We start from the raw sequence: 24999 nt of genomic DNA on the forward strand, positions 1-24999 counted from the left end.
CATCATTTCGTGATGGGGTCTTTTTATTGGAGGATAAATAATGGATTTCTACTGCATGAAGAAAATGCAGGAAGCAAAGTTTATATAAGAACCTTAAAAAAATGTTTAAAACACAGTGAAAAAGCTCATAGTTTTCTGGTCGTAATGTAGAACCCAATGCTTTTCTTCTATGTCTAAAGGTGGAATTCTATCATTTACATGGAAAAGTTTTCATTTTACAGTACAATGGAGGTAGACTTCATTAGATTAAGGTGAACAAACATGAAATGGTTTAAATCTCATACGTTTTGGAAAATCTTCACGATTAATGTGCTTCTTATTTGTACCGTACTGACGCTAATGTTTATAGTTTCAAGAGTGATGCTGCCTAATATTTCTCAAGATCAATATCGACAGGTAACTGATAAAACCGTCAAGAGAATGAAAGAGCAAATTAACGTCGTGATTAAAGATATTTGGAGCTTGGGCGACGAGGTACAGCAAGATCCTATTTTTTTATCGGATGATGAACAAGAGATAGACAAAGAACTGCAGAAAATAGTTAATATTTCACCGTATATCGATAGCGGAACCATTTTTAATACAAAAGGGTATGTGGAGCATTATTACCCAGATGATTTAAAGAATATGAAGCACGTGAACTTAAGTAAAAGAAAATATTTTCAAGAAGCGCTGCGAACTAAAAAAATATATTTAAGCGATGTCGTTTCAGCAGACACAAAGCATTACATTGTGGTGATGGCGATTCCTATTTTGGATGAGCAGCAAAATGTAAAAAAAGTTATAAATTTAGCGCTGCGCATTGAAGAAAATAAAAGCTTTCAATCCATTTTTCAAACGTTCGATATAGGAGAGAACGGCTATACGTTTATTGTAGACCGCAATGGTAGAATTATTTCACACCCTGAGAAACAGAGAATCGGTGAAAATGCCAGGGAAAATGAAATCGTCCAGGAAACGATGAATCATAAATCAGGATATCAGCGCGTTGTGAACACCGAAGGTAAGTATTTCTTTGCGTCTTTCGAATATATTCCTGTTTTGGACTGGGGAATTGTTGCTGAATTACCCGTTGAAGAAATTTACAGGCCTTATGAAACGTTTGAAAAAACGCTTTGGACCGTTTCAGGTATTACAATTTTACTGCTTTCTTTTTTTACTGCGTTATATGCAAGGCAAATTGTGAATCCAATTCGTAAACTATACGAATTGGCGGGACAAGTAGCGCACGGGAATTTTAATCAAAAAATTCCAGAACGAGAAATTGAGCGGGGCGAAATCGGTACTTTATCTAAACAGTTTAATGAAATGATTAGCTATATACGCCATTCTAAAGCAAATTTACAGCAAAAAGAAAATCAGCTGCAGGAACAAAAAACGTTTTTAAGACAAGTCATTGACATTAATCCAAGCTATATTTATGCCGTTAATCAAAAAAGGGAGTTCATTCTTGTTAATGAATCTTTTGCGATACTGCTAGGTGAAAAATCTGATGACTTGATTGGACAATCAATTGATAAATATCAGTTCAACCTTCAATCAGATCTTTTATATAAAGGAGCGTTTTCAAACTGTACGCAAAAAGGGATGGTATTAGAAGAACAGTTTAAAGATTCGAAAGGAAACCGGCGGTGGGTCGAAACAGCAAAACTTCCTATTATGAATGAAAAACAGGAAGTGATTCAAATGCTGTGCGTATCGACAGATATTACGGAGCGTAAAAAAGCAGAAGAGAAGCTTAGAACTTCTGAGAAGCTTGCCGTTGTAGGAGAACTTGCAGCTGGAGTTGCCCACGAGATCAAAAATCCTTTGACGTCTTTAAAAGGTTTTGTTCACTTATTAAAAGAACAAAATCCCAAAGATGCTTTGTATATAGATATCATGGAAACTGAATTAGAACGAATGAATGGAATCGTAGAAGAATTTTTGATGTTAGGAAAACCTCAGGTTATGAATGTTGAACCCTTGAATATGCAAGCGCTTGTTCAAGAAGTGTGCTTGCTTCTTGAACCTGAAGCAGTAGAAAAAAAGGTAGCTTTCATATTTGAAAGGGACGACCAGTTACCACAGGTATATGGAGATAAAAATCAGTTAAAACAAGTATTTATTAATATTATTAAAAACTCTATCGAAGCAATGCCTGAAGGAGGGGGTATTCATATTACTATCAAAGCAAAAGAAAACCACCTTTGGCTGCAGCTTGCTGATGAAGGGCAAGGTATTCCTCCTGAACGGTTAGCGAAGATAGGCGAGCCTTTTTATAGTACAAAAGAAAAAGGTACAGGTTTAGGGCTGATGGTCAGCTACCGGATTATTAAAGCTCACCGTGCGCAGATGACATTTTCTAGTCAGTTAAATCAAGGAACAAGTGTGGATATATTGTTTCCAATCATAAAAAAGTAGGGGAAGTTCCCCTACTTTTTATTATTATACTTATAATATATCAAAAGCTTTCATGCTACTAAAACAAACGAAAGCGCTAAAGAAGATATCCACAGGTTAACAAGAAGTTAACTGCTGAATTGTATAGGATATTCACAACTTTATCCACATTATTCACATTTTTTCAGAAAATTTACATAAAAATTACCCACTGTCATTTCAAGTTATGAAAGCGGTAATATACATATCCGATAAAGTTATGCACATTATCCACATAATTGTGGGTAAACTTTGTGGATATAGTAGATTATTAAAAAAACGTAAATCATACGCATAGAATCTTCGTGTTATTATCTTTACATAATATAAAACGTCCTTCCGATACACAGTGTACAGAAAGGACGTTGGGATGATCAAGCGTTGGATAGAGATGTTTTGCCTCACTTATTTTTTCGTGTAGCCGCCTGCACGATCCGCTTTTTTAAACTCGCGGCCGTAATAGATTTCTTGAGCGCTACTTAACGTATTTTTTGCGTTTTCTTTTCGTTTCTTTTCAGACATAAAAAAACCTCCAATTAACGTTTTTCGATCATGCTACTTATTTTTTCCAGAATCTCTCGTTTTTAATCATAAAAAAAAGCTCTCCGTGTAACGGAGAGACTCTTACGCTTCTTTAAGCTGGTGATCTTCTTGAACGTCTTGTTCGTGACGCAGGTAGTATAATGTATACAAGTCTTTTGGAATTTCGTATAAATCATATACGTCTTCATGTTGATTAATTTCATCGTATAAAGCTTTGTGTGTTTCATTCGCAAGTACTGCATAAGGCAGTTTTTCGGCAGCCTTAATAGACCTGATATTGATTTTACGAATTCGCATAAAAATTCGCTCTATATTTAACTCAAAGAACAGTTCATTAAAGAACGCTTCTTTTGCAATTTGATTATATCCTTTTCCATGAAACGGTTTGCCAAGCCAAGTGCCTAAAAAACCAGCTTGGTCCTGTACATCAAATAAATTAATGGTGCCGATAGGGTTACCCCATTCATCTAAAATCGTGCGAGAAATAATTTCTCCATGATCTTCTGCTTCCATCGTTTGTTTAGTCACAAATAAAAATTCTTCATAGGAATGGGCTTTATGACGAACAAAAGGGAAGACATCAGGATGTACCATGAGTTCGTATAGAGATTGACAGTCATTTAGGTCACGTTTTTTTAACATAACTTTTCCCTCCTGATCGAGGGTATATACAGACTCCAATCAAGTCCCCACCCTCGAAATTTTTTAATAATTAAAAAAATTTCGGGGTGGGAATCGAACCCACTAGAACCAGTTACCTGGTGGCGCACCATTTGCCTTCCCATTACAAGTCAACAAACATAAAAAGTCAACGTGTGATGTTTATGCTTTTGTGAAATTCACATGCTTCTAAACGTATCATACTAAAAAAAATAAAAAAAGAAAATAGGTAAAATGTTAATTTTTTTTAAATAATATTTTACCATCTATCATGGTGAAAATAGGCTTTGCTAGGTAGTGAAAGGGATGATGGCTCCATAGCACTAAGTCGGCGTCTTTTCCTGCTTCGATACTGCCGATTCGATGATCAATACGGAGATTCCGAGCAGCAGCAATCGTGATGCCTTCTAATGCTTTTTGTTCTTCGAGTCCTTCACGTACGGCAATGGATGCACAAATATTTAAGTACTGAATAGGTGTATAAGGGTGGTCTGTTGTAATGGAAACTTCTACTCCTTCATTGCAAAGAGCTTGATAGGTTTTCCACGTTTTATTCTTAAGTTCAATCTTTGAGCGGCGTGTTAAAGTTGGTCCTACGCTCACTTTTAAATTTCTTCCACCCAGCTCTTTAGCAATTAAATGGCCTTCTGTACAGTGTTCAATACGAACGTCTAAATGAAATTCATCTGCTAAGCGCAGGGCTGATAGAATATCGTCCGCTCGGTGAGCATGAATTCGAACGGGAATCTCTCTATTCAGTGCTTGAATGAGCGGTTTGATGCGCAAATCATTTTTATTGTCACTGCTTTTTGCATGATAAAAGGCTTCTCGCAGCATCCCCATAATACCCATTCGTGTAATCGATTCTTTATTACCATGGCTGTGAATTCGTTTTGGATTTTCTCCTAGCGCAATCTTAAGTCCAGCTGTCTCTTGAATCAACATTTGAGAAATGCTTGTTCCGGCTGTTTTAATAACGGACGTTGTACCTCCGATCACATTTGCACTTCCAGGCATAATGTGTACAGACGTAATACCCGCTTCAATGGCATCTTTAAACCCAGGATCTAAAGGATGTACACTGTCAAAAGCTCGGATATGTGGAGTCATAGGTTCAATGGTTTCGTTAGCATCATTCCCGGCCCAGCCGGTTCCTTCATCATATAATCCTAGATGTGTATGAACATCAATAAATCCAGGGAATAAATAACGCTGTTTGCAGTCAATGACTTCTACTCGAAGAGGTGGCTGCAAGTTTGGCCCAATTAAAACAATTTTTCCATCTTGAATGAGCACATCACTATTATAAATAGGATTTGACGTAATAGGATAGAGCGTTGCATTTTTCAAGAGAATGGTTTTCATAAAGTTACTCCTATCTATCGGCAGCTTAGTCACCTGTTTTAGGGAAATAACAGAAAATAACTAGAGTAAATCTCGCAATGCATCTTCTAATACAGTATATGTAAAAATGTAATTCTGTTGAATCAATTTTTCAGGTAAAACGCGCTGTCCCTTTAAAATAATCATACTCATTTCTCCCATCAGCAGCTGAAGGCCAAAGCTAGGTACGGGCATCCAGTGAGGACGATTCAATACTTTTCCAATCGTCTTTCCAAACTCTTTCATTTGAACGGGGTTGGGGGCCGTTACATTAACAGGTCCCTCTATTTGTTCGGTATGAATACAATAATCAATGATCTTCACGACGTCTTGAAGATGTACCCAAGACATCCACTGTTCTCCGGAACCGACTGTTCCTCCTGCAAATAATTTATAGGGAAGGGCCGTAGAAGGAAGTGCTCCGCCATCTTTTCCTAATATAACGCCAAATCTTGTTAAGACAGTACGAATATTGAGTTCCATAGCTTTTAGGGCCTCGTTTTCCCACTTTTTTACCGTTTCAGCTAAAAAGTCTGTGCCGATGGATGGAGAAGCTTCTGTGAACGTTTCTTTCGTTGATGTCCCGTAATAACCAACGGCGCTTGCATTTACGTAAAGTGACGGCTTTGCGGGTAAGGCAGCCATAATGCGAAGGATTTCTTGAGTAGAAGAAAGGCGACTTTCCACGATGGCTTTTTTGCGCTCGTCCGTCCAGCGGCCACTGTTAAGTGAAACGCCAGCTAAATTGATAAAAACGTCTGCTCCTTCTACATGCTCTTCAGGTTGGCTGTTTTCTTGCATCCACTCTACATATTTAAGTTTCGGATCTCTTGCAGCTTTGTCTGCATTGCGTGTTAAAATATATACATAATGTTTTTGTGTTAAAAAATGTTTTGTTAAAGCTTTACCTACGAATCCAGTTCCTCCAGCAATAACAATTTTCATACGAACTTCCTCCTTTATTGAGATAAATAAAAATGTGTATGATACGTTTGGCGGTTCTTCAGCCATCAATTTAAATAAGAAATATGAGGTGAAGGTGTATGCCTGTTGTCACAAAGATCACAACGCAAAAGAATAGCGGTGAACGTTATAATGTGTATTTAGATTACGGTAAAGGTGAAGAGTTTGGCTTTGGCGTTGACGAAAATGTCCTCATCAAATATGACTTAAAAAAAGGTCGTGAGCTTGATGAATTTGAATTAACGGAAATTCAGTACGCAGATGATGAGAAAAAAGCTTATAATTTAGCGATCACTTACTTATCTTATCGAATGCGCTCTGAAAAAGAGGTACATGATTATTTAAAGAAAAAAGAAATTAACTCTACTATTATTCAACAAGTTATTCAGAAACTAGTCAGCCATCGTTATTTAAATGATGAAGAGTTTGCAAAAGCATTTGTGTTAACTCAGATGAACACGAAATCAAAAGGACCAAATGTGATTCAAAGAGAATTAAAAGAAAAGGGGATTTCTGATTCCATTATTACCCTTAGTTTATGTGAATACCCTGAAGAACAGCAAATTCAAACTGCTGTAAAATTAATTGAAAAGTTAAAAGGAAAATATAAAAAATTATCTCAAGTAATGATGAAACAAAAAATGGAACAAGCATTGGCAGTGAAGGGCTATTCGTTTTCTGTTATTCAAGAAGCATTTCAGCGAACGGATACAGAAAAAGAAAGCGATGAGGTTTGGGAAGCTCTGCAATATCAAGGAATGAAAGCTCATCGTCGTTTTTCAAAGCATGAAGGCTGGGAATATCAGCAAAAAATGAAGCAGGCTCTTTATAGAAAAGGATTCTCCATTGATCAAATTCAATCATTTCTAGACTCTATTGAAGAGGAGTAGAGGTGGAGGAAAAAGTACGTTAGTTGAAGGGAAATCCGAACGGTGAATCGAGATTCTTGATGGAGAATCCAACTCGTTCGGATTTTTTCATGGTTAACGTTAACGTAGGTTTCACTCTTTCTTTAAAACAAAATGTCTTCTGAGTCATTCTGCTGTTTATAAATAATCTCAGCAATTTCTGAAGCCGAGCGCAAGCGGCTTTTATCTTTAATGTGGTTGTTGTGATCCCAAAAAGGAGTATTCATGCCTCCCATATAAGCTGCAATCACATGAAGGCTGGTATTTTGATACTCTACTTTTAAACTTTCTGTAAATCCTCTTAAGCCAAATTTGCTTGCCACATAGACGCTTTCATTAGCTTTTCCGCGAAGTCCTGCAGTTGAAATGATATTTATAACTTTAGGATCAGGTCTCGTCAAGAGATGAGGCATAAGCGCTTGCGTTAAAAAAATAGTTCCTTTTATATTTGTATCGATGACTTCATCGATTGCTTGTTTTGTATAATCTGTCAAAGGACCAAAATGTCCAATGCCTGCATTGTTGATAAGGATATCTACTGAATGCTGCATCAGCAGTTTTTCTACAGATTTTCCTACTTCTTCATGCTGTGTAATATCTACAGACATCGTATATACGTTGTCTCCCAGCTCATGCTGCGCCTCAGTTAATTTCTGTTGATTGCGTCCAGCTAGAATGACGTTGTAGTCTTTTGCGTAAAGTTTTGCGAGTTCTTTTCCAAGACCCGTCGCACCGCCCGTGATTAATACTGTTTTCATTCCCAAAACTCCCTTTTCATAGTCTCCCTTTAGTTATACCTTTTGTTATAATAAAATGAAAGCAACCAAGGGGGAAAACAGCATGTCTGAAAAACGTTACAGTGATATGACGACGTATGAACTTCAACAAGAAATTGGGTCTCTTCAAGAAAAAGCACGAAAAGCTGAACAGCTTGGCATGGTCAATGAGTATGCAGTATTAGAAAGAAAAGTAACAATGGCTAGATCGTATTTATTGGATCCTGAAACGTTTAAAGCAGGGGAAGTATATGAAATTCAAGGAGATCCGGGTTCATATTTTAAAATTGATTATATGAACGGAGTTTTTGCGTGGGGGTTTAGACTTGGCTCACCGCAAAACGAAGAGGCATTGCCTATTTCCATGTTGAAAAAATAAAGGGACGAACAAGCAGCACGAAGTGTGCTGCTTGTTTGATTTCTATATTCATTTTATTTTTAAACAAATAAATAAAGCAAGCGGTTATTCTTCGCGCTCATTAGAAGCATGCATACGTTCTTGAGGGTGCGTGTTAATTGTTCCATTTGCACGTTTTGAAGCGTATTCAGCTTTTGCTCGAGGTTCGCCTTCAAACTTAGTATGATGTTGGTTTGGAAAATCTTTTGCTTTATTGCGCATCGATACCTCTCCTTTTACAACAGAAAGCGTTGCGGTTATGATATAGTACATGAGGGAGTGAATAACTCCGCATTTATAGTGTAAGTTAAAAGTGCAAACATACTCATAAAGAATTTTGGTAATCGAGGTGTTCTTATGAACGATATATTTGAAAGATTAACGAATCAGCTATTAAATAAAAACAGTTCGCTCTCATACGCTCAAGCGCGCACTTGGGTTGAACTTTTCTGGGAAGATTTTGAGTCGTCTTACGCAAAAGCAGGATATGATTATAAAGGGAAAGAAGCGACGGAAAAGGTTGTTACGATGTACATCAACAGCTACGGCGACAAACTTCATGAAATCGCGGTTAAAAACCCTAAATATCAGCATTTATTAAATAACGATGACTATTTAAAACATTAAATAAAAACGAACCGTCTTCTCAAGACGGTTCGTTTTTGGGTTTCATATTTGTTCTTGTTATGATTAGTGCGGGAGGTAATCAAGCTTTTTACGCAATTTTTTCTCACTGAAAATCCAACCAGTGTACGAACAAATAATATTTAAGTCGTAATCAAGCTGGACTACGGCTACAAATGGATAGTAATCTTTGCTGCGGTAGCGTAAATCAATAAAGCGCACTTCAATATGGTCGTTGTATTCGTCCAGTTCCCATCTGTAAATAGGTGAAAAGGAAAGAAAAGCAGATAAGTTTTCATCTTTTTTCGCTACTTCGATTACGGCCGATTCAGGAATTGGAACTTTATCAAACGTATCATAAATGAAAATTTCTTCTCCGATTGCTCTTCCTACATGAAAATACTTTTCGGTCGTCACGGCTAAGTGCCAGTGAGTGAAACGCATTGTGGGGGAGATATTGAGCTTGATTACATCAGGAAACTGTTTTCGAAGCTTTTTGGCGATTTGATGGCGCATATAAAAGCGCAGTCCATAGTAAAACGCCAATAACACATACAGCGTAATAAATGTTGGTCCTGGCTCTGCTCCAATAAACCAAATTAAAATCGCAAGTACGTGAGCTGAGAAAATCACGTAATCAAACGTGTTGATTACGCCAAGCGCAATCCATTTATTTGTGAAAGGCCGTAAAGCCTGCGTCCCATAAGCGTTAAAGATATCAACAAAAACGTGAATAATGACGCCTGCAAAGGTCCACATCCATAGATGCAGCAAGTTAGCTCCTGGCAGCAGAAGCGAAAGAATGAGCACGATAAGCAAAGGCCATAAAATAACAGCTGGGATAGAATGTGTAATTCCACGGTGATTGCGGATATACTGTGCATTGTTTCGCAGCTTTAAAACAGTGTCTAAATCAGGTGCTAATGACCCGGCCATTACGCCAATCATCACAGCATCCATTGTGGCTGTATTCGCAGATACAGTGGGGTCTAATGTTGCAAGGCCGCCCAGAGCGATTCCCATTGCAATGTGTGTACCAGTATCCAGAGCGAACTCCTCCTTTGTAAGATGACGATCTTAGATTATTCTAATTCAACATGAAAGCTTGATTTAAAGCAAAAAATCTTGTTTTATTATTAACGCAGCAAATTGGCTGTTTTTATTCATTATTTGAACAATTCATTTTACTATTCATATTTGTAGTTGTTATAAGGTTATCATAAAGTTACTAAGATTCAAAAAGCAACACATTGTATATGTATAGTTAATACCTCGGAGGCTATGACGTGAAACAAAGTAAAGATATTGTACAAAATTTTGATATTCGAGCATTTCAAAATGACTTAATCTCTTGGTTTGAACAGGAACAGCGCATTTTACCTTGGCGTCAAGATCAGGACCCTTACAAGGTGTGGGTATCTGAAATTATGCTTCAACAAACAAGAGTAGATACGGTTATTCCTTATTTTAATAATTTTATTAGCAAATTTCCCACTATCAAAGACTTAGCTTATGCGAATGAAGATGATGTGTTAAAAGCGTGGGAAGGATTAGGCTATTATTCCCGCGCCCGTAATTTGCAAACCGCGGTTCGAGAAGTTCACGAACAATACGGGGGAGAAGTTCCAAATACGCCAGCAGAAATCTCCAAACTAAAAGGAGTGGGTCCTTATACAACAGGGGCCATTTTAAGTATTGCATACGGAGTGCCGCAGCCTGCTGTAGATGGAAATGTCATGCGTGTGCTATCGCGCATTTTATCCGTTTGGGATGATATTGCAAAACCGAAAACAAGAAAGCTGTTTGAAGAAATCGTGCATGAAATTATTTCAAAAGATAATCCTTCTTATTTCAATCAAGGCATGATGGAGCTGGGTGCCATTGTCTGTACACCAACTTCTCCTTCCTGTTTGTTATGTCCAGTTCGCGAACATTGCCGCGCTTTTGAAGAAGGGGTGCAAAATGAGCTTCCTGTTAAATCAAAGAAAAAAGCGCCGCGTGCTCTTCAGCTTGCTGCAGCGGTGGTTAAAGACGGTGAAGGAAATTATCTGATTCATAAGCGTCCAAGCAAAGGACTTTTAGCTAACCTATGGGAATTTCCAAATATAGAAGTAGATCTTAGTATAGCGCCAGATCATCAGCAGCTTCAGGCATTTATTCAAAATGAGTACGGAGCTGATATTAAAATTAATGCGCCGTTTACCACAATTCAGCACGTGTTTTCTCATATCGTCTGGAACGTCACAGTATATGAGGCAGAGCTTGTAAGTGATATCAGTGCATTAAAAAATTTGAAAGTGGTTTCTGAAAAAGATTTAGAACAATATGCATTTCCTGTTTCCCATCAAAAAATCTTAAAAGAATATTTACTTGTTAAATAAAAGAAGCGTGGATAAACTCCGCGCTTCTTTTATTTAATCATATGAAACATGTGTGCCGTGTGTATAATCTGCTTCGTGGCGCTGTAACCCGCCCCGTGCTTCAATTTCTTTAATAATTTGCTGATGAATACTTTGTCCTTCAGCATTTAAATACGGCGTCATTTGCTGTAAAGAGTGATGGAAAAACGCAAGCTCGCTGTCTTTCCACTCGCTTTTAGAAATCATTGAAAGAGCCGTCATGTCTCTACCTACATACATTCTATTCACCTCGTTCATTTTATCAAGTTTTATCTATTTTCCCTATATTACTTGTTTCTTATGCGATAAAATCAGTACAATGTAAAGATAATATGATACATAAGGGAGATGACATCATGTCACAAAAGGTAGCACTAGTTACGGGAAGCAGCAGAGGTATTGGTAAAGAGATTGCCTTACGTCTGGCTAAAGAAGGATACGATATTGTATTAAACTATGCACGAAGCAAAAGTGCAGCGCAGGAAGTAGCGGAAGAAATCAAAGCATTAGGCAGAGAAGCATTAGTTGTTAAAGCAAACGTAGGAAAAGTAGAAAAAATTAAAGAAATGTTTGAACAAATTGATGAAGCATTCGGTCGCTTAGACGTATTTGTAAGTAATGCGGCTTCAGGGGTTTTACGTCCTATTATGGAATTAGAAGAAACTCACTGGAATTGGACAATGGACATCAATAGTAAAGGGTATTTATTCTGTGCACAAGAAGCGGCTAAACGTATGGAAAAAGTAGGCGGAGGAAAGATTGTTACCATCAGTTCGCTTGGTTCTATTCGCTATTTAGAAAATTATACAACAGTAGGCGTGTCAAAAGCTGCTGTAGAAGCATTGACCCGCTATTTAGCAGTGGAGCTTGCTCCAAAGAATATTGTGGTAAATGCTGTATCTGGAGGTGCTGTGGATACAGAAGCATTAAAGCATTTCCCAAATCGTGATGAACTGTTAGATGATGCGCGCAAACATACTCCAGCTGGTCGTATGGTGGAGCCAAAAGACATGGTAGATGCAGTAATGTTCTTAGTCTCCGATCAAGCAAATATGATTTGCGGCCAAACGCTTATTATTGACGGAGGGCGTTCACTTTTAATGTAAGGTAAATGTATTTTGTGCTTGCGCTTTAAAATACTGAAAAAAGTTTGCATACGCTATTTACCTCCCGGGCATATTAATTTTCGTGGAGGTGATTACAATGGCAAAACAAACAAACAAAACAGCATCTGGTACAAGCACACAACACGTGAAAAACCAAAATGCTCAAGCATCTAAAAACAACTTCGGTACTGAATTTGGTAGCGAAACAAATGTACAAGAAGTGAAACAACAAAATGCTCAAGCAGCGGCAAACAAAAGCCAAAATGCTCAAGCATCTAAAAACAACTTCGGTACTGAATTTGCTAGCGAAACAAGTGCTCAAGAAGTGAGACAACAAAACGCACAAGCTGAAGCAAAGAAAAACCAAAACTCTGGTAAATACCAAGGTTAATATCAAAAGCGAACTTAACGTCTTTCATACGGCGATGTTAAGTTCGCTTTTTCTTATATAAAAAGCAACAAAGTATGACAAAACTTCTTGAAACTTTACACAGCTCGTCAAAGGAATCTGGATCACCTAAACAGAATGTTAACAGAAGTGCCGCGTGTATGGTTAAAGCAAATAGGGAGGAGCTATCGTATGAAAAAATTTGATCAGCTAGTGACTCAACAATTGGAGACCATGGATCAACTTCTGTTTTTGCAGTCTGAGATTGAGCGCTGTCAGGAAATTGAAGGTGAACTAATAAAACTTCATGAAGAAGCAAAACTTCATTCTGTGCAGTATGAAATTAGTGAAATGAAGCTAAAATTAAAAGAGATTCAATTGACGTTTGAAGCACAAACCGAAGACATTATTCGTACATATAAAAGTGAAGGGGCTTGCTCTACACTTGCTTAATGAACATTGATGGGTCACTTCCTCTCTTTTTTAAGGCTGTCAAGCAAAGGAAAAGTAGGGGAAGTGACTTTTTTGAAATCAAGAAGGTTAGCACATTTGTGTTAAAATGAGAGAGAAACCGTTATAATAAACATAAGACAAATGGAGACGTTATATGAATTTTTTTAAGTGCTAAAATGAAAGTAGGTATTGGAGATGGGAATTCCGGTGGAAGGAGAAACAATTCAAATACACAGCTACAAGCATAATGGACATATTCATCGCGTGTGGGATCGGACAACCGTATTAAAAGCAACCAATAACTTAGTGATTGGAGGAAATGATCGCACGGTCGTTACAGAATCAGATGGACGAACATGGGTCACAAGAGAGCCTGCAATTTGTTATTTTCATGCTCAGCAGTGGTTTAACGTCATTGGGATGATCCGTGAAGATGGAATTTATTATTACTGCAATATCAGTTCGCCGTTCATTTATGATGACAATGAAGCGCTCAAATATATTGATTATGATTTAGATATCAAAGTCTACCCAGATATGACATACACCCTTCTTGATGAAGATGAATATGAGAAGCATCGAAAAGAAATGAATTATCCAGAAGTGATTGACCGTATTTTACATAATCACGTAGAGGAGTTAAAAGGTTGGATTCGACAGCGAAAAGGCCCGTTTGCTCCAGATTTCATTGACATTTGGTATGAGCGCTTTTTAACATATCGGCATTCTTGATGAATGATCTAGAGAACATTATGTTAGGCCGTCTAAAGCTGACTGTTTGATATAATGTTCTTTTTGGCGTTATGCTCACCATCTTTTAGAAGAGATAAAAGCACTAAAAAATCGACGCGTGTACATATACTAAGAAAGCTTGCCCTCATAGATAGAAAGGGGAGATTTTATGGGAAGTATAAGACGCTACATGAAGTTTGTACAGCCATATAAATGGCAAATTGTCGGCACTGTATTAATTGGTATTATTAAATTTGCTATTCCTTTATTAATTCCGCTGCTTTTGAAATATGTTTTGGACGATATCGTAAATGGACATGGCATGTCTTCCGCTGAAAAAGTTCATAAAATGGTGACGATTATGGGAATTTCGTTTGTTATATTTTTAGTGTTAAGGCCTCCCATTGAATATTACAGGCAGTATTATGCTCAGTGGGTATCGAGCAAAGTATTATATGATATTCGGGATCAGCTGTTTAGCCATATTCAAAAGCTTAGCTTACGTTACTATGCAAATACTCGAGCGGGTGAAGTGATTTCACGAGTCATCAATGATGTAGAGCAAACAAAAAACTTTGTTATCACAGGCTTAATGAATGTATGGCTTGATATGATGACGATTGTAATAGCCATTGTGATTATGTTTACGATGAATGTGCCTTTAACACTAGTATCGATTATTTTGCTGCCGGTTTATGCGTTCTCTGTAAAATATTTTTACAGCCGTCTGCGCCATTTAACCAGAGTCCGTTCGCAGGCTTTAGCGGAAGTGCAGGGTCACTTACATGAAAGAGTTCAAGGAATCTCTGTTATTCGCAGCTTTGCTATTGAGCCTCATGAGCAGAAACAATTTGATAAGCAAAATTCAAATTTTCTACAAAAAGCAATCAATCATACGAATTGGAATGCAAAAACATTTGCAGTAGTGAATACTATTACCGATTTGGCACCTTTAATCGTGATTACATTTGCTGGATATCAAGTCATCACAGAAAGTCTTAGCGTAGGAACGATGGTAGCATTTGTTGCCTACATTGACCGCTTGTATAATCCGCTTCGCCGCTTGGTCAATTCATCGACTACGCTCACGCAGTCTGTTGCATCTATGGACCGGGTGTTTGAGTTCATTGATGAAGAATACGATATTACAGACAAAAAAGATGCAAAAGAATGCACTGAGCTTCATGGAAAAGTTCAGTTTGAGCACGTTTCATTTGCTTATGAAGAAGAAGAAAAACCTGTGATTCATGATATTAATTTAGATGTAGAAAAAGGAAAATCCGTTGCGTTTGTTGGAATGAGCGGAGGAGGGAAATCCACGCTTATCAGCTTAATTCCGCGCTTTTACGATGTGACAGAGGGGAAAATTCTCATTGATGACATTGATATCAAAACCTATAAAGTACGCAGCCTGCGAGATAAGATTGGAATTGTTCTGCAGGATACGGTGTTGTTTAGTGACACGGTTAAAAATAATATACTGCTTGGAAAGCCAGGAGCGACAGATGAAGAAGTAATCGCTGCGGCAAAAGCCGCAAATGCACACGATTTTATTATGAATTTGCCTGAAGGATATGATACAAAAGTGGGAGAGCGGGGAATGAAGCTATCGGGGGGACAGAAGCAGCGCATTTCCATTTCGCGCGTATTTTTAAAAAATCCAGCTATTCTTATTTTTGATGAAGCCACTTCAGCGCTAGATTTGGAAAGTGAGCACTATATTCAAGAAGCATTAGCTGAACTGGCAAAAGACCGTACGACCTTCATTGTAGCCCATCGTTTATCTACAATTACTCATGTGGATGAAATTGTACTTTTAGAAAATGGAAGAGTAGTCGAACGGGGTTCTCATGAGGAGTTAATTAAGAAAAAAGGTCATTACTATCAGCTCTTTAACGTTCAGCAGCTTGATACAATTTAAAAACACCACCTATTGTCTAACAATAGGTGGCGTTTTTAATCTTCTTGTCGCTGATGATTAATATCAAATGAGTTATCATCTTTGTGATAGTTTTGGAACGTATCAATCAGCTTATCAAGATGTTCTAACTCTTCACTATACTCAATAATGACAGAAATTAAAGGAAAGATATGATAAATAACCTTATTCTCTTCATCATTATCGTATATTTTATACTGCATAAATTTATCGATTAAAGCTCGTTTTCCAACGCAGGCTTCGTTTGGTACAGTAGTGGTTGGCTGTACGCGTAATTTCCCAATGAATTTTAATAATACTTGCTCATGATACATTAACAAGCACTCAACTTCAGATTTGATTAAATCTTGAAATTGCTGCGGCATGACTTGAAGATCATTTTCTACTCGGTGAAGTAGTTTCAAGGTTGTAAGAGCTTGTGTTGTTACGGTAATCATTTGACGAAATAAAACGAGCTTGCGTGACTTAACAAAACGTTTTTTGGTTGAATAGGTGCGTTCTTCTTTGTAAAAATCAAAGATTTGATTCATTTTAGCCACATTGTCTTTCATTTTTTCAATGTCTTCTTTTAACAATGTGTGCTCAGATGCGTGATAAAGGTTCATGCGAATCCATTTAATAATTTCTTCCGTTGTGCTTACAATTTTATAATACAATCTTGTTTCATACTTTGGCGGAATAAAAATAAGATTGACAATAAATGCTGAGAATACCCCAAGTAACACTGTACCAAAGCGTATAAGCGCATATTCAACGAAATTATCTCCTGGATTTTCCATGATTGCAATTACTGTCACAAGCGCAAGCCCAATTGTATTATTAATACGTAATTTTAAGTTGACTGCGATGACAACAACAGCGGTAAAACCAATAATGATGGGATGGGTACCAAAAATAAGTCCAAAACAAACTGCAGAAGCAGCTCCAATCACATTCGCCTGTATTTGCTCCAATATTGTTAAATAAGATCTGTAAATAGACGGTTGAATTGCAAAAACTGCCGCAATTGCCGCAAATATTGGAGATGGTAAACTTAGAAATTCACCTAATAACAATGAAAGTGTAATGGCAATTCCCGTTTTTAAGATGCGGGCACCAAGTTTCATGTGCGTTCGTAGTTCCTTTCTGTAGAAAAGTTTTTTCGTTATGAAGAATGTTCCCCAAAACAAATGATAAATTGCAAAAATCAATCCTTCTTTATTACATAACCTGTTGGAAATAATATAAACAATAACATACTATACAAGGTTTAAGAATGGATATCAAGAGAAAACAAGCAGAAAAATAAGGGTATTTCTCGGGATTTTTCGACAGGCTGACAAAAAGGAGATGACGCGTAAGAAATGGTTATGAAAGGTGGGAATGTTCTATAAGGAAACCCAAAGGTAAAACGAAAAAGAGGTCGAGATATAACGAAATAAATCCAATCAACTGCTAGAAAGACCTACATACATGAAACCTACGTTTACCCTAACAAAAAAACGAACCACTAATCAAACATCCTGATCAATGGTTCGTTTTTCACTTCGTTTAAAATCCTTTTATCTCAGCCTCTTTAGAATAAAAATTAGCGTTCTTCACTTAATTGTTTAAATGCTTTTTCCACTGCTTCTAATGTGTCGGTAATATCTTGTTCTGTATGAGCTGTAGTAAGGAACCATGCTTCATACTTCGAAGGAGCTAAATTGACACCTTGGTGGAGCATTAGTTTAAAGAAGCGTGCGAATAATTCGCCGTCTGTATTTTCTGCTTGTTCATAGTTTTTAACCGTTTCTGTTGTAAAGTAGAGAGTAAGAGCGCCTTTTAATCGATTAATCGTAATAGGCATGTTATATGTACGAGCATGTTTTAAAATACCTTCTTCGAGCATCGCCCCTAGCTTATCCAGCTGTTCATAAACGCCTTCTTGCTTTAGTACTTCCAGGCAAGCAATCCCAGAAAGAATAGAAGCTGGGTTTCCTGCCATTGTACCTGCTTGATAAGCGGGTCCAAGCGGCGCCACTTTTTCCATGATTTCTTTTTTACCGCCGTAGGCTCCGATTGGAAGACCGCCGCCGATGATTTTTCCAAAGGCAGTCAGATCAGGTTTTACACCAAGTAAATCTTGAGCTCCGCCGTACATAAAGCGAAACGCTGTAATAACTTCATCATAAATAACAAGTGCTCCAGCTTCGTGAGTTAATTCGTTGACTTGTTCTAAAAAGCCAGGTTCCGGCTCAACAATTCCAAAGTTTCCAACGATTGGTTCTACTAAAACAGCCGCAATCTGATCGCCCCATTTTTCTAATGCTTCCTTGTAAGGCTCAATATCGTTAAAAGGAACTGTGATGACTTCATTAGCGATACTTTTTGGTACACCTGCAGAATCAGGAGTTCCGAGTGTAGAAGGGCCAGATCCAGCTGCCACCAATACAAGGTCGGAATGGCCGTGATAGCAACCTGCAAATTTAATAATTTTATCGCGTCCAGTATAAGCGCGTGCTACACGGATCGTTGTCATAACTGCTTCTGTTCCAGAGTTGACGAAGCGCACTTTATCTAATGCGGGCATCGCTTCTTTGAGCATTTTAGCAAATGTGACTTCATGAGCAGTTGGAGTACCGTAAAGAACACNGAGTTGACGAAGCGCACTTTATCTAATGCGGGCATCGCTTCTTTGAGCATTTTAGCAAATGTGACTTCATGAGCAGTTGGAGTACCGTAAAGAACACCCGTTTCAGCTGCTTTTGTAATAGCTTTCGTGATATGAGGATGAGCGTGTCCTGTAATAATAGGACCGTAAGCTGCTAAATAGTCAATATATTTATTTCCATCGACGTCCCAGAAATAAGCTCCGCTTGCCTTTTCCATTGCAACAGGTGCTCCGCCTCCCACGGCTTTATATGAACGTGAAGGGCTGTTAACGCCGCCTACAATATGTTCGAGCGCTTCAGCGTGTAATTGTTCTGATTTTGTAAATTGCATGTTATGCCTCCTAATAAAAAGTTCAACTTCTTTATTCTATCAAACTTATTTGTTTCTTGAAAAACATTCGAGAACGTGTATGATAGAAATTTGTGAGCTAACTGCTAGAAAATAGTTCCTCGTTTCTTGGAGGAGTTGCTAGCAAGGGCGCCGGAAACAATAAAAGAAACCACTAATACGTCGACGTAACGGAGGGAATACGATGAAAAATGCTATTGAGGTGAATCAACTTCGGAAAGAATTTAAAGCTTATTCTAGCCGCTCTGGCCTTAAAGGGGCATTCCGGGATTTATTTACCCGTAATTATAGAGTCATGAAAGCTGTGAACGATATTTCGTTTACCGTAAAACAAGGGGAAATGGTAGGTTATATAGGAGAAAACGGAGCGGGGAAATCGACCACAATCAAAATGCTGACAGGAATCTTAACTCCTACTTCAGGCGAGATTACCGTAAATGGAATGAACCCTCATAAAGAAAGGGAGAAGTTTGCCCAAACGATTGGAGTTGTTTTTGGTCAACGCTCTCAGCTGTGGTGGGATATTGCCGTACAAGAATCTTTCCGCTTGTTAAAAAAAGTATACAAAGTGTCAGATGAAGATTATAACGCTCATATGGAGCACGTTATTCAAACTTTAGATATTGGACCGCTGCTAGATAAGCCGGTGCGAAAGCTTTCTCTAGGTCAAAGAATGCGCTGTGAGCTGGCTGCTGCTCTTATTCATAATCCGCCGCTTCTATTTCTAGATGAACCGACGATCGGTTTAGATGTACTAGTTAAATTAAAAATCCGCCAATTTTTAAAAGAAATTAATGAAAAGTATAATACGACAATTTTACTTACGACACATGATTTAGCAGATATTGAAGCTTTATGTGAACGCGTTGTAATGCTGGATGAAGGCAGTATTATTTATGACGGATCACTGCAAAAGCTGCGTTCGAATTGGGGAGACCTTAAACAAGTTACGTTTGAATTTGGAACAGCTCCAAATCAAGAGCAGTTGAAGCTATTGACGCAAGGGATGCCTGTTAACTGGATTGAAGGTGATCAAAAATATTTGTGGACAGCGCAGCTTCAAAATAAAGGAGACTTAATGTCACAGCTGATTGCTAAAGTGGTGGCAAAACATGAAATCAGTGATATTAACATTGAAGAAATTTCAACGGAAGAAATCATCCGCAACATTTATGAAGAAGGTGTTGTGAATGGATAAATATATAGAGATGATACGCATTCGCTTTTTAATGATGCTGGCGTATCGGACGAATTATTACAGCGGAATATTGATTTATGCGATTAATATTGGTGCTTACTACTTTTTATGGTCCGCTATTTATGGAGGAAAAGAGAATATTCAAGGGTTATCCATTACCCAGATGACAACGTATGTAGCAGTTTCATGGATGGCAAGAGCCTTTTATTTTAATAACATTGACCGTGAAATGGCAATGGAAATTAAAGATGGCAAAGTGGCAGTAGAGTTAATTAAGCCTTATAGCTACCTTGGTATGAAAACAATGCAAGGACTGGGAGAAGGGATTTTTCGGTTGCTGTTTTTCTCAGTGCCAGGTATGATTATTGTCGCGTTTTTATTTCCAGTACAGTTCTCAGCAAATGCAGCAACATGGCTTTATTTTGGACTGTCTTTAATTTTTAGTTTCATTATTAATACACAAATTAATTTATTAACGGGTATTACGACTTTCTTTCTCTTTAACAATGATGGGCTCATTCGAGCAAAGCGAGTGGTTATTGATTTGTTTTCAGGACTTCTTTTGCCCATCAGTTTCTATCCTTTCTGGGCGCAACATATTATGAGCTATTTCCCTTTTCAGGCCATTAGTTATATTCCGAGCATGATTTTCACAAATGGATTTAAAGGGCAGGAAATAATAAATGCTCTTATCACACAAGCAGTTTGGTCAGGACTTCTATTTATCCCTATTGCATGTTTGTGGAACATAGCGAAGAAAAAAATGGTTATTCAAGGAGGGTAGTCTATGAAAATGTTTTATTTTTCGATTTTCTTTCAGTACATTAGTCAATATATGAAAACCAGGCTTCAGTATCGCACCGACATGGTAGTTGAAATCATTTCAGACTTATTGTTTCAAACAGTTAATTTGATTTTTATTTTAGTTGTATTTGGACATACTCAGTCGCTGCACGGATGGTCACGAGAGGAAATTATCTTTATTTATGGTTTCTTTTTGGTCCCTTTTGCTATTTTTTCGTCTTTCTTTAATATTTGGGATTTCAACGAGCGGTACATTGTTAAAGGAGAAATGGACCGAATCTTAACGCGGCCGATTCACAGTTTGTTTCAAGTTATTTTAGAGCGGATGGAACTAGAATCATTGTTTGGTGGTATCACAGGAATTGCAGTAATGGCTTACGCTGCGTCTTCTTTACATCTTCATTTCCAGTGGTATGATGTTTTTATTTTTCTATTGTTTATTTTAGGAGGAGCGCTTGTATACGCAGGAATTTTCATCGCCTTAGCAAGCATAGGCTTCTGGTCGGATGCCAGAACTTCTATTATGCCTACTATTTATAATATTGGAAATTACGGAAGGTATCCTGTAGATATTTATAATAATGTCATCCGATATGTTTTAACGTGGATTCTTCCATTTGCATTTGTAGGCGTATATCCAGCTGCTTATTTCTTAGGAAGGTCAGAATGGTACGGATATGCATTTTTAACCCCAGTTATAGGAATCGTCTTTTTTGTAATCTCTATTTTCTTATGGAATACAGGTGTCAAAAAATACAGAGGAGCAGGCAATTAAATGCCTGCTCTTTTTCGTGGCTTCGGAGTAGTAATGAATGGACAAGAACGTGCGTATAGTGGTAGTAGAGTACAAGTTAAAGGAGTAGAATGATGGTTATTTTTCTAATCCTCGTTATCATTGTTTTTGTGATTGGTAGTATGAAGTTTCTCTTTGAAAAAGAACTTGGAGAATTTCATTTTTTCTCAATTGGTCATTTCTTTGTCTTGTTTTATTCATATATCACAGTTTTATTGGGATTTAGCCTTATTTATACAGTGTGTGAGATGGGGAGCATTCCAGTGTTAAGCGGAGGGTTTGAACATGAAGGTCATTATTTTTATACGCTGTTTAACAGCATGTATTTCAGCGCAGCGACGTTATTTTCAGTAGGATACGGAGATATGTATCCGGTTGGAGTTGGGAAATTATTTGCAACTTTTGAAGCGTTTATCGGCTATATTATGCCTGCAATCTTTGTGATGCGAACTGTTACCCGCACTTAAACTTGTCATCTTATCTAATATTGGGTACGCTATTCAGAGAAAATGAAAAGCGTAAAGGAGAAGATAAATATGACAGCTGTAGTTGGAGAAAAAGCACCCGATTTTGTATTGATGTCTACAAATGGAGAACAAGTATCACTAGCGTCGATGAAAGGAAAAAACGTTGTGCTGTATTTTTATCCGAAAGATATGACGCCAGGCTGTACAACAGAAGCCTGTGATTTCAGAGATCAGCATGAAAATTTTGAAGAGCTAGATGCGGTGATTCTAGGAGTGAGCCCGGATCCAATCGACAAACACCATAAGTTTATTGATAAGCACGGCCTTCCGTTCTTACTTTTAGTTGACGAAGATCACAGCGTAGCTGAAGAGTATGGAGTATGGAAACTGAAAAAAAACTTTGGAAAAGAATATATGGGCATTGAACGCTCTACTTTTATCATTAATAAAGAAGGAACGCTCGTAAAAGAGTATCGCAAGGTTCGAGTAAAAGGGCATGTGGAAGAAGCTTTATCATTTATTAAAGAAAAAATGGCATAAAAACAGGCAGATAACTAGAGCAGTTTTAGTCTTTGAACATACAATATCAGTGTAGGGCATACCTCCTCAGATGTTAATATATTTAAAAGTGTGGGTTGATTTCCACACTTCTTTTTTTGCATAAAATATATGAATAGTTTTTACTTATTACATAAAATAGGAATAGGCATCAAGTTGACAAAACGTGGGTAAAACATGTAGACTAATTATAAGAATTATAAAGTAATAATACTTACAGAAGAGGGGTGCATGACGTGTCAAATCATTTACAAGAAGCCCTTGAAACGTTAAAAGGTACTGGCGTTCGTATTACACCACAACGTCATGCTATTTTAGAGTATTTAATCAATTCCATGACACACCCAACAGCAGATGACATTTATAAAGCGCTGGAAGGTAAGTTTCCAAATATGAGTGTAGCAACCGTTTACAATAATTTAAGAGTATTTCGCGAAGTAGGTATTGTAAAGGAACTAACATACGGTGATGCATCAAGCCGGTTTGATTATGTTACAACAGAGCATTATCATGTGATTTGCGAAAGCTGCGGAAAAATTGTGGATTTTCATTATCCTGGTTTAGACGAAGTAGAAAAGCTGGCTGCTCATATTACAGACTTTGATATTAGTCACCACCGAATGGAAATTTACGGAACGTGTCCTGATTGTACGGCTAAAAAAGCGCATTAATAAGCTGATAGTAGTGATACTATCAGCTTTCTTTTTGTTTTTTTCTATTATACTTTTCATCGAATTGTTTTCCTTCAAGAGACCGATCAAGCGTAAGCGGCTCGTTGCAATACATACACATATCTACACGCCCTAGCATTTTGGTTTGCTTTCGACATGTAGGGCAGGTTACTTGAACCGCTTTTGTAGAAAGCATGCCAATCCAGAAATAAACGCCGGTACTAGCTACGATGCACAGCAACCCCAGAAGCATAAAAATAGTCATTAGCCAAACTGAAGACCGAAAGAAAATTCCCCCATACATAACAATGAAACCAACAAAGATCAGGCTGAGTGCAAACGTGCGAATCTTGTTAATTTTATTTGAATACTTTATCCCCATCAGTATCCCCCCTGTTACCAATATATCATAGAGTGAGACAGTGAATGGTGATAAAAATTGAATCTTCGGAAAATTATCTTTGGTTTTTGAGCTTTCTGAATGATTTCCATAATTCTGAGTGGGATATCCGTTATACATCGTATATAATAAAAAAAGAAATCTTAGTCCATAGCCTTTAAAATTTTGAAAAATATTTGTCTATTACAGTTAGGAGAGCTCAAAATGGAAGATGTTTTACGGCCAATATATCAAGAAAGAGCTAGCAATAAAGACACACTAGGTATTTTACTGATTGAAAAAAAGAAATCAGAATCTCCAGTGACGGATAATTTGGATGCTATCTTATTTATTGTGACCAAAACCACAGAAACTTCTCTTTTTATTAAACAATACGAATATGAAAATGAGCGTGCGGCACTTTATATGGCTTCTGAACAGCAAATGAGTGAATGGATTATGAATGGGACGAACCGCCGTATTATTGATTGGATCTTAAATGGTAAAGTGCTATTTGATCGAAACGAATATATGGAAAACTTAAAGAACCGCTTAATTGATTTCCCTAGAGAAGATCGGACAAAGAGAATAGGTGTCGAGTTTGCTAAGTTGATTCGCCGATTTAAAGAAGGAAAAGACTTTTATGCGTCTAATCATTATTTAGATGCATTCAATCATGTCATTCATGCTCTTCATCATTTAGCACGACTGTCTGTGTTGGAAAATGGATTTCACCCAGAAGTAACAGTATGGAACCAAGTGAAAAAAATAGAACCTGAAATTCATCGTCTTTATGAAGAGCTAATTATTAGCCAAGAAGAGGTTAGCAAGCGTTTAGAGCTGCTTTTCTTAGCAAGTGAATTTCTAGTAAATAAAAAAACTGAATTGGGTGCAAAGCATCTTGTTCATATTATGAAAAGTGAAAAGCAGGAATGGACGTTTAATGAACTTGTTCATCATCCCGAAATACGCCCTTATGCTATTGATTTAGGAATACTCCTTGAGTTTTTAATTGAAAAAGATATCATCATGGTAAGAAAAGTAGAAACCAAAGGAAAGAGTTTGTACCATAGACACTATGTGGCGAAATGATAGAGAGATAAAGGGTATCTGATACGGTATGGTTATCACGTATAGATACCCTGACATATGACTTTATAGCCTAGATGAAAGGTTTTTCTAAAAAAACACGATTTATTTTAAAAAATCTATTGACGCTTTGAAAAATCCGTGGTAAATTTATATACGTCGCTGATGAGCGATACTAAATTTATCAAAAACTTGAAAAAACTTCTTAAAAAAGTTGTTGACAAGAAAGAGATAAGCTGGTAAGATTAAAAAGTCGCTTAAGAGCGGCGGTTGAACTTTGAAAACTGAACAAAGCGACAAACGTCAACGTTAATTTTTATTTTTAAATTGAGCAAGTCAAACATTTCTTCGGAGAGTTTGATCCTG

The 24999-nt window shown here is 37.4% G+C and carries 27 protein-coding genes and 1 pseudogene; 17 read left to right on the forward strand and 11 right to left on the reverse strand.

All coding sequences use genetic code 11. The features are described 5' to 3' along the window. Nucleotides 1-261 precede the first annotated feature (261 nt). Complete coding sequence (locus ACOZIR_RS24935; RefSeq protein ID WP_328120305.1) at nucleotides 262-2403, forward strand: cache domain-containing protein; 2142 nt, start codon at nucleotides 262-264, stop codon at nucleotides 2401-2403. Between the two features lie 423 nt (nucleotides 2404-2826). Here ACOZIR_RS24935 and ACOZIR_RS24940 read toward each other — a convergent pair whose 3' ends face one another. The 4 genes from ACOZIR_RS24940 to ACOZIR_RS24955 form a co-directional block, all read right to left on the reverse strand. Beyond that, nucleotides 2827-2943: a YfhE family protein gene (locus ACOZIR_RS24940; RefSeq protein ID WP_013055148.1), complete on the reverse strand. Its 117-nt coding sequence runs from the start codon at nucleotides 2941-2943 to the stop codon at nucleotides 2827-2829. 102 nt (nucleotides 2944-3045) lie between these two features. After that, nucleotides 3046-3606 carry a GNAT family N-acetyltransferase gene (locus ACOZIR_RS24945; protein WP_013055149.1) on the reverse strand — a complete coding sequence of 187 codons (561 nt, stop codon included), beginning with the start codon at nucleotides 3604-3606 and terminating at the stop codon, nucleotides 3046-3048. Between the two features lie 255 nt (nucleotides 3607-3861). Further along, nucleotides 3862-4989 (reverse strand): amidohydrolase, encoded by a 1128-nt coding sequence (locus tag ACOZIR_RS24950; protein ID WP_421536012.1) that lies wholly within the window; start codon nucleotides 4987-4989, stop codon nucleotides 3862-3864. Nucleotides 4990-5049: 60 nt separating this feature from the next. Continuing rightward, nucleotides 5050-5952 carry a TIGR01777 family oxidoreductase gene (locus ACOZIR_RS24955; RefSeq protein WP_074682681.1) on the reverse strand — a complete coding sequence of 301 codons (903 nt, stop codon included), beginning with the start codon at nucleotides 5950-5952 and terminating at the stop codon, nucleotides 5050-5052. Between the two features lie 98 nt (nucleotides 5953-6050). Between ACOZIR_RS24955 and recX the strand changes: the two genes are divergently transcribed. Then, nucleotides 6051-6860 (forward strand): recombination regulator RecX, encoded by an 810-nt coding sequence (recX, locus tag ACOZIR_RS24960; protein ID WP_421536013.1) that lies wholly within the window; start codon nucleotides 6051-6053, stop codon nucleotides 6858-6860. Nucleotides 6861-6982: 122 nt separating this feature from the next. Here the strand turns inward: recX and ACOZIR_RS24965 are convergent, their stop codons facing one another. Beyond that, nucleotides 6983-7636, reverse strand: a complete 654-nt coding sequence (locus tag ACOZIR_RS24965; RefSeq protein ID WP_328120309.1) for an SDR family oxidoreductase — start codon at nucleotides 7634-7636, stop codon at nucleotides 6983-6985. 82 nt (nucleotides 7637-7718) lie between these two features. On the opposite strand from ACOZIR_RS24965, the gene ACOZIR_RS24970 reads away from it, so the two are divergent. Beyond that, nucleotides 7719-8033, forward strand: a complete 315-nt coding sequence (locus tag ACOZIR_RS24970; RefSeq protein ID WP_013055154.1) for a YfhH family protein — start codon at nucleotides 7719-7721, stop codon at nucleotides 8031-8033. A gap of 84 nt (nucleotides 8034-8117) precedes the next feature. Here the strand turns inward: ACOZIR_RS24970 and ACOZIR_RS24975 are convergent, their stop codons facing one another. After that, on the reverse strand, nucleotides 8118-8273 hold the full coding sequence (locus tag ACOZIR_RS24975; protein WP_013055155.1) for a small, acid-soluble spore protein K: 156 nt from the start codon (nucleotides 8271-8273) through the stop codon (nucleotides 8118-8120). A gap of 135 nt (nucleotides 8274-8408) precedes the next feature. Between ACOZIR_RS24975 and ACOZIR_RS24980 the strand changes: the two genes are divergently transcribed. Further along, nucleotides 8409-8678, forward strand: coding sequence for a YfhJ family protein (locus tag ACOZIR_RS24980; RefSeq protein ID WP_013055156.1), 270 nt, complete (start codon nucleotides 8409-8411; stop codon nucleotides 8676-8678). Nucleotides 8679-8741: 63 nt separating this feature from the next. On the opposite strand, the gene ACOZIR_RS24985 is transcribed toward ACOZIR_RS24980, so the two are convergent. Further along, nucleotides 8742-9722 (reverse strand): metal-dependent hydrolase, encoded by a 981-nt coding sequence (locus tag ACOZIR_RS24985; RefSeq protein WP_028410120.1) that lies wholly within the window; start codon nucleotides 9720-9722, stop codon nucleotides 8742-8744. 239 nt (nucleotides 9723-9961) lie between these two features. On the opposite strand from ACOZIR_RS24985, the gene mutY reads away from it, so the two are divergent. After that, a complete protein-coding gene (mutY, locus tag ACOZIR_RS24990; protein ID WP_045291964.1) occupies nucleotides 9962-11056 on the forward strand; it encodes an A/G-specific adenine glycosylase in 1095 nt (364 codons plus the stop codon). A 33-nt stretch (nucleotides 11057-11089) separates the two neighbouring features. On the opposite strand, the gene ACOZIR_RS24995 is transcribed toward mutY, so the two are convergent. Further along, on the reverse strand, nucleotides 11090-11314 hold the full coding sequence (locus tag ACOZIR_RS24995; protein ID WP_014461827.1) for a hypothetical protein: 225 nt from the start codon (nucleotides 11312-11314) through the stop codon (nucleotides 11090-11092). A 116-nt stretch (nucleotides 11315-11430) separates the two neighbouring features. Here ACOZIR_RS24995 and fabL point away from each other — a divergent pair, with 116 nt between their 5' ends. The 5 genes from fabL (at nucleotide 11431) to ACOZIR_RS25020 (ending at nucleotide 15674) form a co-directional block, all read left to right on the forward strand. Then, nucleotides 11431-12180 carry an enoyl-[acyl-carrier-protein] reductase FabL gene (gene fabL / locus ACOZIR_RS25000; RefSeq protein ID WP_016762867.1) on the forward strand — a complete coding sequence of 250 codons (750 nt, stop codon included), beginning with the start codon at nucleotides 11431-11433 and terminating at the stop codon, nucleotides 12178-12180. Nucleotides 12181-12277: 97 nt separating this feature from the next. Continuing rightward, nucleotides 12278-12571 carry a gamma-type small acid-soluble spore protein gene (locus ACOZIR_RS25005; protein ID WP_045291963.1) on the forward strand — a complete coding sequence of 98 codons (294 nt, stop codon included), beginning with the start codon at nucleotides 12278-12280 and terminating at the stop codon, nucleotides 12569-12571. A gap of 189 nt (nucleotides 12572-12760) precedes the next feature. After that, nucleotides 12761-13021 carry a YgaB family protein gene (locus tag ACOZIR_RS25010; RefSeq protein ID WP_421536014.1) on the forward strand — a complete coding sequence of 87 codons (261 nt, stop codon included), beginning with the start codon at nucleotides 12761-12763 and terminating at the stop codon, nucleotides 13019-13021. Nucleotides 13022-13216: 195 nt separating this feature from the next. After that, nucleotides 13217-13753: a nucleoside tri-diphosphate phosphatase gene (locus ACOZIR_RS25015; protein ID WP_013055163.1), complete on the forward strand. Its 537-nt coding sequence runs from the start codon at nucleotides 13217-13219 to the stop codon at nucleotides 13751-13753. Between the two features lie 169 nt (nucleotides 13754-13922). Next, nucleotides 13923-15674 (forward strand): ABC transporter ATP-binding protein, encoded by a 1752-nt coding sequence (locus ACOZIR_RS25020; RefSeq protein ID WP_045291962.1) that lies wholly within the window; start codon nucleotides 13923-13925, stop codon nucleotides 15672-15674. Between the two features lie 35 nt (nucleotides 15675-15709). On the opposite strand, the gene ACOZIR_RS25025 is transcribed toward ACOZIR_RS25020, so the two are convergent. Together ACOZIR_RS25025 and ACOZIR_RS25030 are read right to left on the reverse strand one after the other, a co-directional pair. After that, nucleotides 15710-16798: an FUSC family protein gene (locus ACOZIR_RS25025; protein WP_045291961.1), complete on the reverse strand. Its 1089-nt coding sequence runs from the start codon at nucleotides 16796-16798 to the stop codon at nucleotides 15710-15712. A 461-nt stretch (nucleotides 16799-17259) separates the two neighbouring features. Next, a pseudogene (locus tag ACOZIR_RS25030) lies at nucleotides 17260-18656 on the reverse strand (aspartate aminotransferase family protein). Between the two features lie 202 nt (nucleotides 18657-18858). On the opposite strand from ACOZIR_RS25030, the gene ACOZIR_RS25035 reads away from it, so the two are divergent. From ACOZIR_RS25035 to perR, 6 genes are all read left to right on the forward strand, one after another. Next, complete coding sequence (locus ACOZIR_RS25035; protein ID WP_045291960.1) at nucleotides 18859-19872, forward strand: ABC transporter ATP-binding protein; 1014 nt, start codon at nucleotides 18859-18861, stop codon at nucleotides 19870-19872. Continuing rightward, complete coding sequence (locus ACOZIR_RS25040) at nucleotides 19865-20656, forward strand: ABC transporter permease (RefSeq protein ID WP_045291959.1); 792 nt, start codon at nucleotides 19865-19867, stop codon at nucleotides 20654-20656. Before ACOZIR_RS25035 ends, ACOZIR_RS25040 begins: the two co-directional genes overlap by 8 nt. Before the next feature lie 9 nt (nucleotides 20657-20665). Beyond that, nucleotides 20666-21451 carry an ABC transporter permease gene (locus ACOZIR_RS25045; protein ID WP_057275247.1) on the forward strand — a complete coding sequence of 262 codons (786 nt, stop codon included), beginning with the start codon at nucleotides 20666-20668 and terminating at the stop codon, nucleotides 21449-21451. A gap of 92 nt (nucleotides 21452-21543) precedes the next feature. Then, entirely contained in the window at nucleotides 21544-21936 is a 393-nt protein-coding gene (locus ACOZIR_RS25050; RefSeq protein WP_045291958.1) for an ion channel, read from the forward strand. Between the two features lie 69 nt (nucleotides 21937-22005). Next, nucleotides 22006-22476: a thioredoxin-dependent thiol peroxidase gene (gene bcp, locus ACOZIR_RS25055; protein WP_045291957.1), complete on the forward strand. Its 471-nt coding sequence runs from the start codon at nucleotides 22006-22008 to the stop codon at nucleotides 22474-22476. 254 nt (nucleotides 22477-22730) lie between these two features. Continuing rightward, nucleotides 22731-23165, forward strand: a complete 435-nt coding sequence (gene perR / locus ACOZIR_RS25060; protein WP_013055172.1) for a peroxide-responsive transcriptional repressor PerR — start codon at nucleotides 22731-22733, stop codon at nucleotides 23163-23165. A gap of 22 nt (nucleotides 23166-23187) precedes the next feature. Here perR and ACOZIR_RS25065 read toward each other — a convergent pair whose 3' ends face one another. Continuing rightward, the gene (locus ACOZIR_RS25065; RefSeq protein ID WP_045291956.1) at nucleotides 23188-23547 is read right to left on the reverse strand and encodes a YgzB family protein; all 360 of its coding nucleotides are present in this window, start codon (nucleotides 23545-23547) and stop codon (nucleotides 23188-23190) included. Between the two features lie 222 nt (nucleotides 23548-23769). Here ACOZIR_RS25065 and ACOZIR_RS25070 point away from each other — a divergent pair, with 222 nt between their 5' ends. Further along, nucleotides 23770-24636 (forward strand): nucleotidyltransferase-like protein, encoded by an 867-nt coding sequence (locus tag ACOZIR_RS25070; RefSeq protein ID WP_045291955.1) that lies wholly within the window; start codon nucleotides 23770-23772, stop codon nucleotides 24634-24636. Nucleotides 24637-24999: the final 363 nt, after the last annotated feature.

The sequence above is a fragment of the Priestia sp. D3YE.R1 genome, assembly GCF_049199565.1.
Lineage (GTDB): Bacteria > Bacillota > Bacilli > Bacillales > Bacillaceae_H > Priestia > Priestia aryabhattai.

Excerpts from the sequence above, each read along its gene's own strand:
- ACOZIR_RS24935 (WP_328120305.1), top strand. The coding sequence starts at position 262 with ATGAAATGGTTTAAATCTCATACGTTTTGGAAAATCTTCACGATTAAT.
- ACOZIR_RS24940 (WP_013055148.1), bottom strand. The coding sequence starts at position 2,943 with ATGTCTGAAAAGAAACGAAAAGAAAACGCAAAAAATACGTTAAGTAGC.
- ACOZIR_RS24945 (WP_013055149.1), bottom strand. The coding sequence starts at position 3,606 with ATGTTAAAAAAACGTGACCTAAATGACTGTCAATCTCTATACGAACTC.
- ACOZIR_RS24950 (WP_421536012.1), bottom strand. The coding sequence starts at position 4,989 with ATGAAAACCATTCTCTTGAAAAATGCAACGCTCTATCCTATTACGTCA.
- ACOZIR_RS24955 (WP_074682681.1), bottom strand. The coding sequence starts at position 5,952 with ATGAAAATTGTTATTGCTGGAGGAACTGGATTCGTAGGTAAAGCTTTA.
- recX (WP_421536013.1), top strand. The coding sequence starts at position 6,051 with ATGCCTGTTGTCACAAAGATCACAACGCAAAAGAATAGCGGTGAACGT.
- ACOZIR_RS24965 (WP_328120309.1), bottom strand. The coding sequence starts at position 7,636 with ATGAAAACAGTATTAATCACGGGCGGTGCGACGGGTCTTGGAAAAGAA.
- ACOZIR_RS24970 (WP_013055154.1), top strand. The coding sequence starts at position 7,719 with ATGTCTGAAAAACGTTACAGTGATATGACGACGTATGAACTTCAACAA.
- ACOZIR_RS24975 (WP_013055155.1), bottom strand. The coding sequence starts at position 8,273 with ATGCGCAATAAAGCAAAAGATTTTCCAAACCAACATCATACTAAGTTT.
- ACOZIR_RS24980 (WP_013055156.1), top strand. The coding sequence starts at position 8,409 with ATGAACGATATATTTGAAAGATTAACGAATCAGCTATTAAATAAAAAC.
- ACOZIR_RS24995 (WP_014461827.1), bottom strand. The coding sequence starts at position 11,314 with ATGTATGTAGGTAGAGACATGACGGCTCTTTCAATGATTTCTAAAAGC.
- fabL (WP_016762867.1), top strand. The coding sequence starts at position 11,431 with ATGTCACAAAAGGTAGCACTAGTTACGGGAAGCAGCAGAGGTATTGGT.
- ACOZIR_RS25005 (WP_045291963.1), top strand. The coding sequence starts at position 12,278 with ATGGCAAAACAAACAAACAAAACAGCATCTGGTACAAGCACACAACAC.
- ACOZIR_RS25010 (WP_421536014.1), top strand. The coding sequence starts at position 12,761 with ATGAAAAAATTTGATCAGCTAGTGACTCAACAATTGGAGACCATGGAT.
- ACOZIR_RS25015 (WP_013055163.1), top strand. The coding sequence starts at position 13,217 with ATGGGAATTCCGGTGGAAGGAGAAACAATTCAAATACACAGCTACAAG.
- ACOZIR_RS25020 (WP_045291962.1), top strand. The coding sequence starts at position 13,923 with ATGGGAAGTATAAGACGCTACATGAAGTTTGTACAGCCATATAAATGG.
- ACOZIR_RS25025 (WP_045291961.1), bottom strand. The coding sequence starts at position 16,798 with ATGAAACTTGGTGCCCGCATCTTAAAAACGGGAATTGCCATTACACTT.
- ACOZIR_RS25035 (WP_045291960.1), top strand. The coding sequence starts at position 18,859 with ATGAAAAATGCTATTGAGGTGAATCAACTTCGGAAAGAATTTAAAGCT.
- ACOZIR_RS25040 (WP_045291959.1), top strand. The coding sequence starts at position 19,865 with ATGGATAAATATATAGAGATGATACGCATTCGCTTTTTAATGATGCTG.
- ACOZIR_RS25045 (WP_057275247.1), top strand. The coding sequence starts at position 20,666 with ATGTTTTATTTTTCGATTTTCTTTCAGTACATTAGTCAATATATGAAA.
- ACOZIR_RS25050 (WP_045291958.1), top strand. The coding sequence starts at position 21,544 with ATGGTTATTTTTCTAATCCTCGTTATCATTGTTTTTGTGATTGGTAGT.
- bcp (WP_045291957.1), top strand. The coding sequence starts at position 22,006 with ATGACAGCTGTAGTTGGAGAAAAAGCACCCGATTTTGTATTGATGTCT.
- ACOZIR_RS25065 (WP_045291956.1), bottom strand. The coding sequence starts at position 23,547 with ATGGGGATAAAGTATTCAAATAAAATTAACAAGATTCGCACGTTTGCA.
- ACOZIR_RS25070 (WP_045291955.1), top strand. The coding sequence starts at position 23,770 with ATGGAAGATGTTTTACGGCCAATATATCAAGAAAGAGCTAGCAATAAA.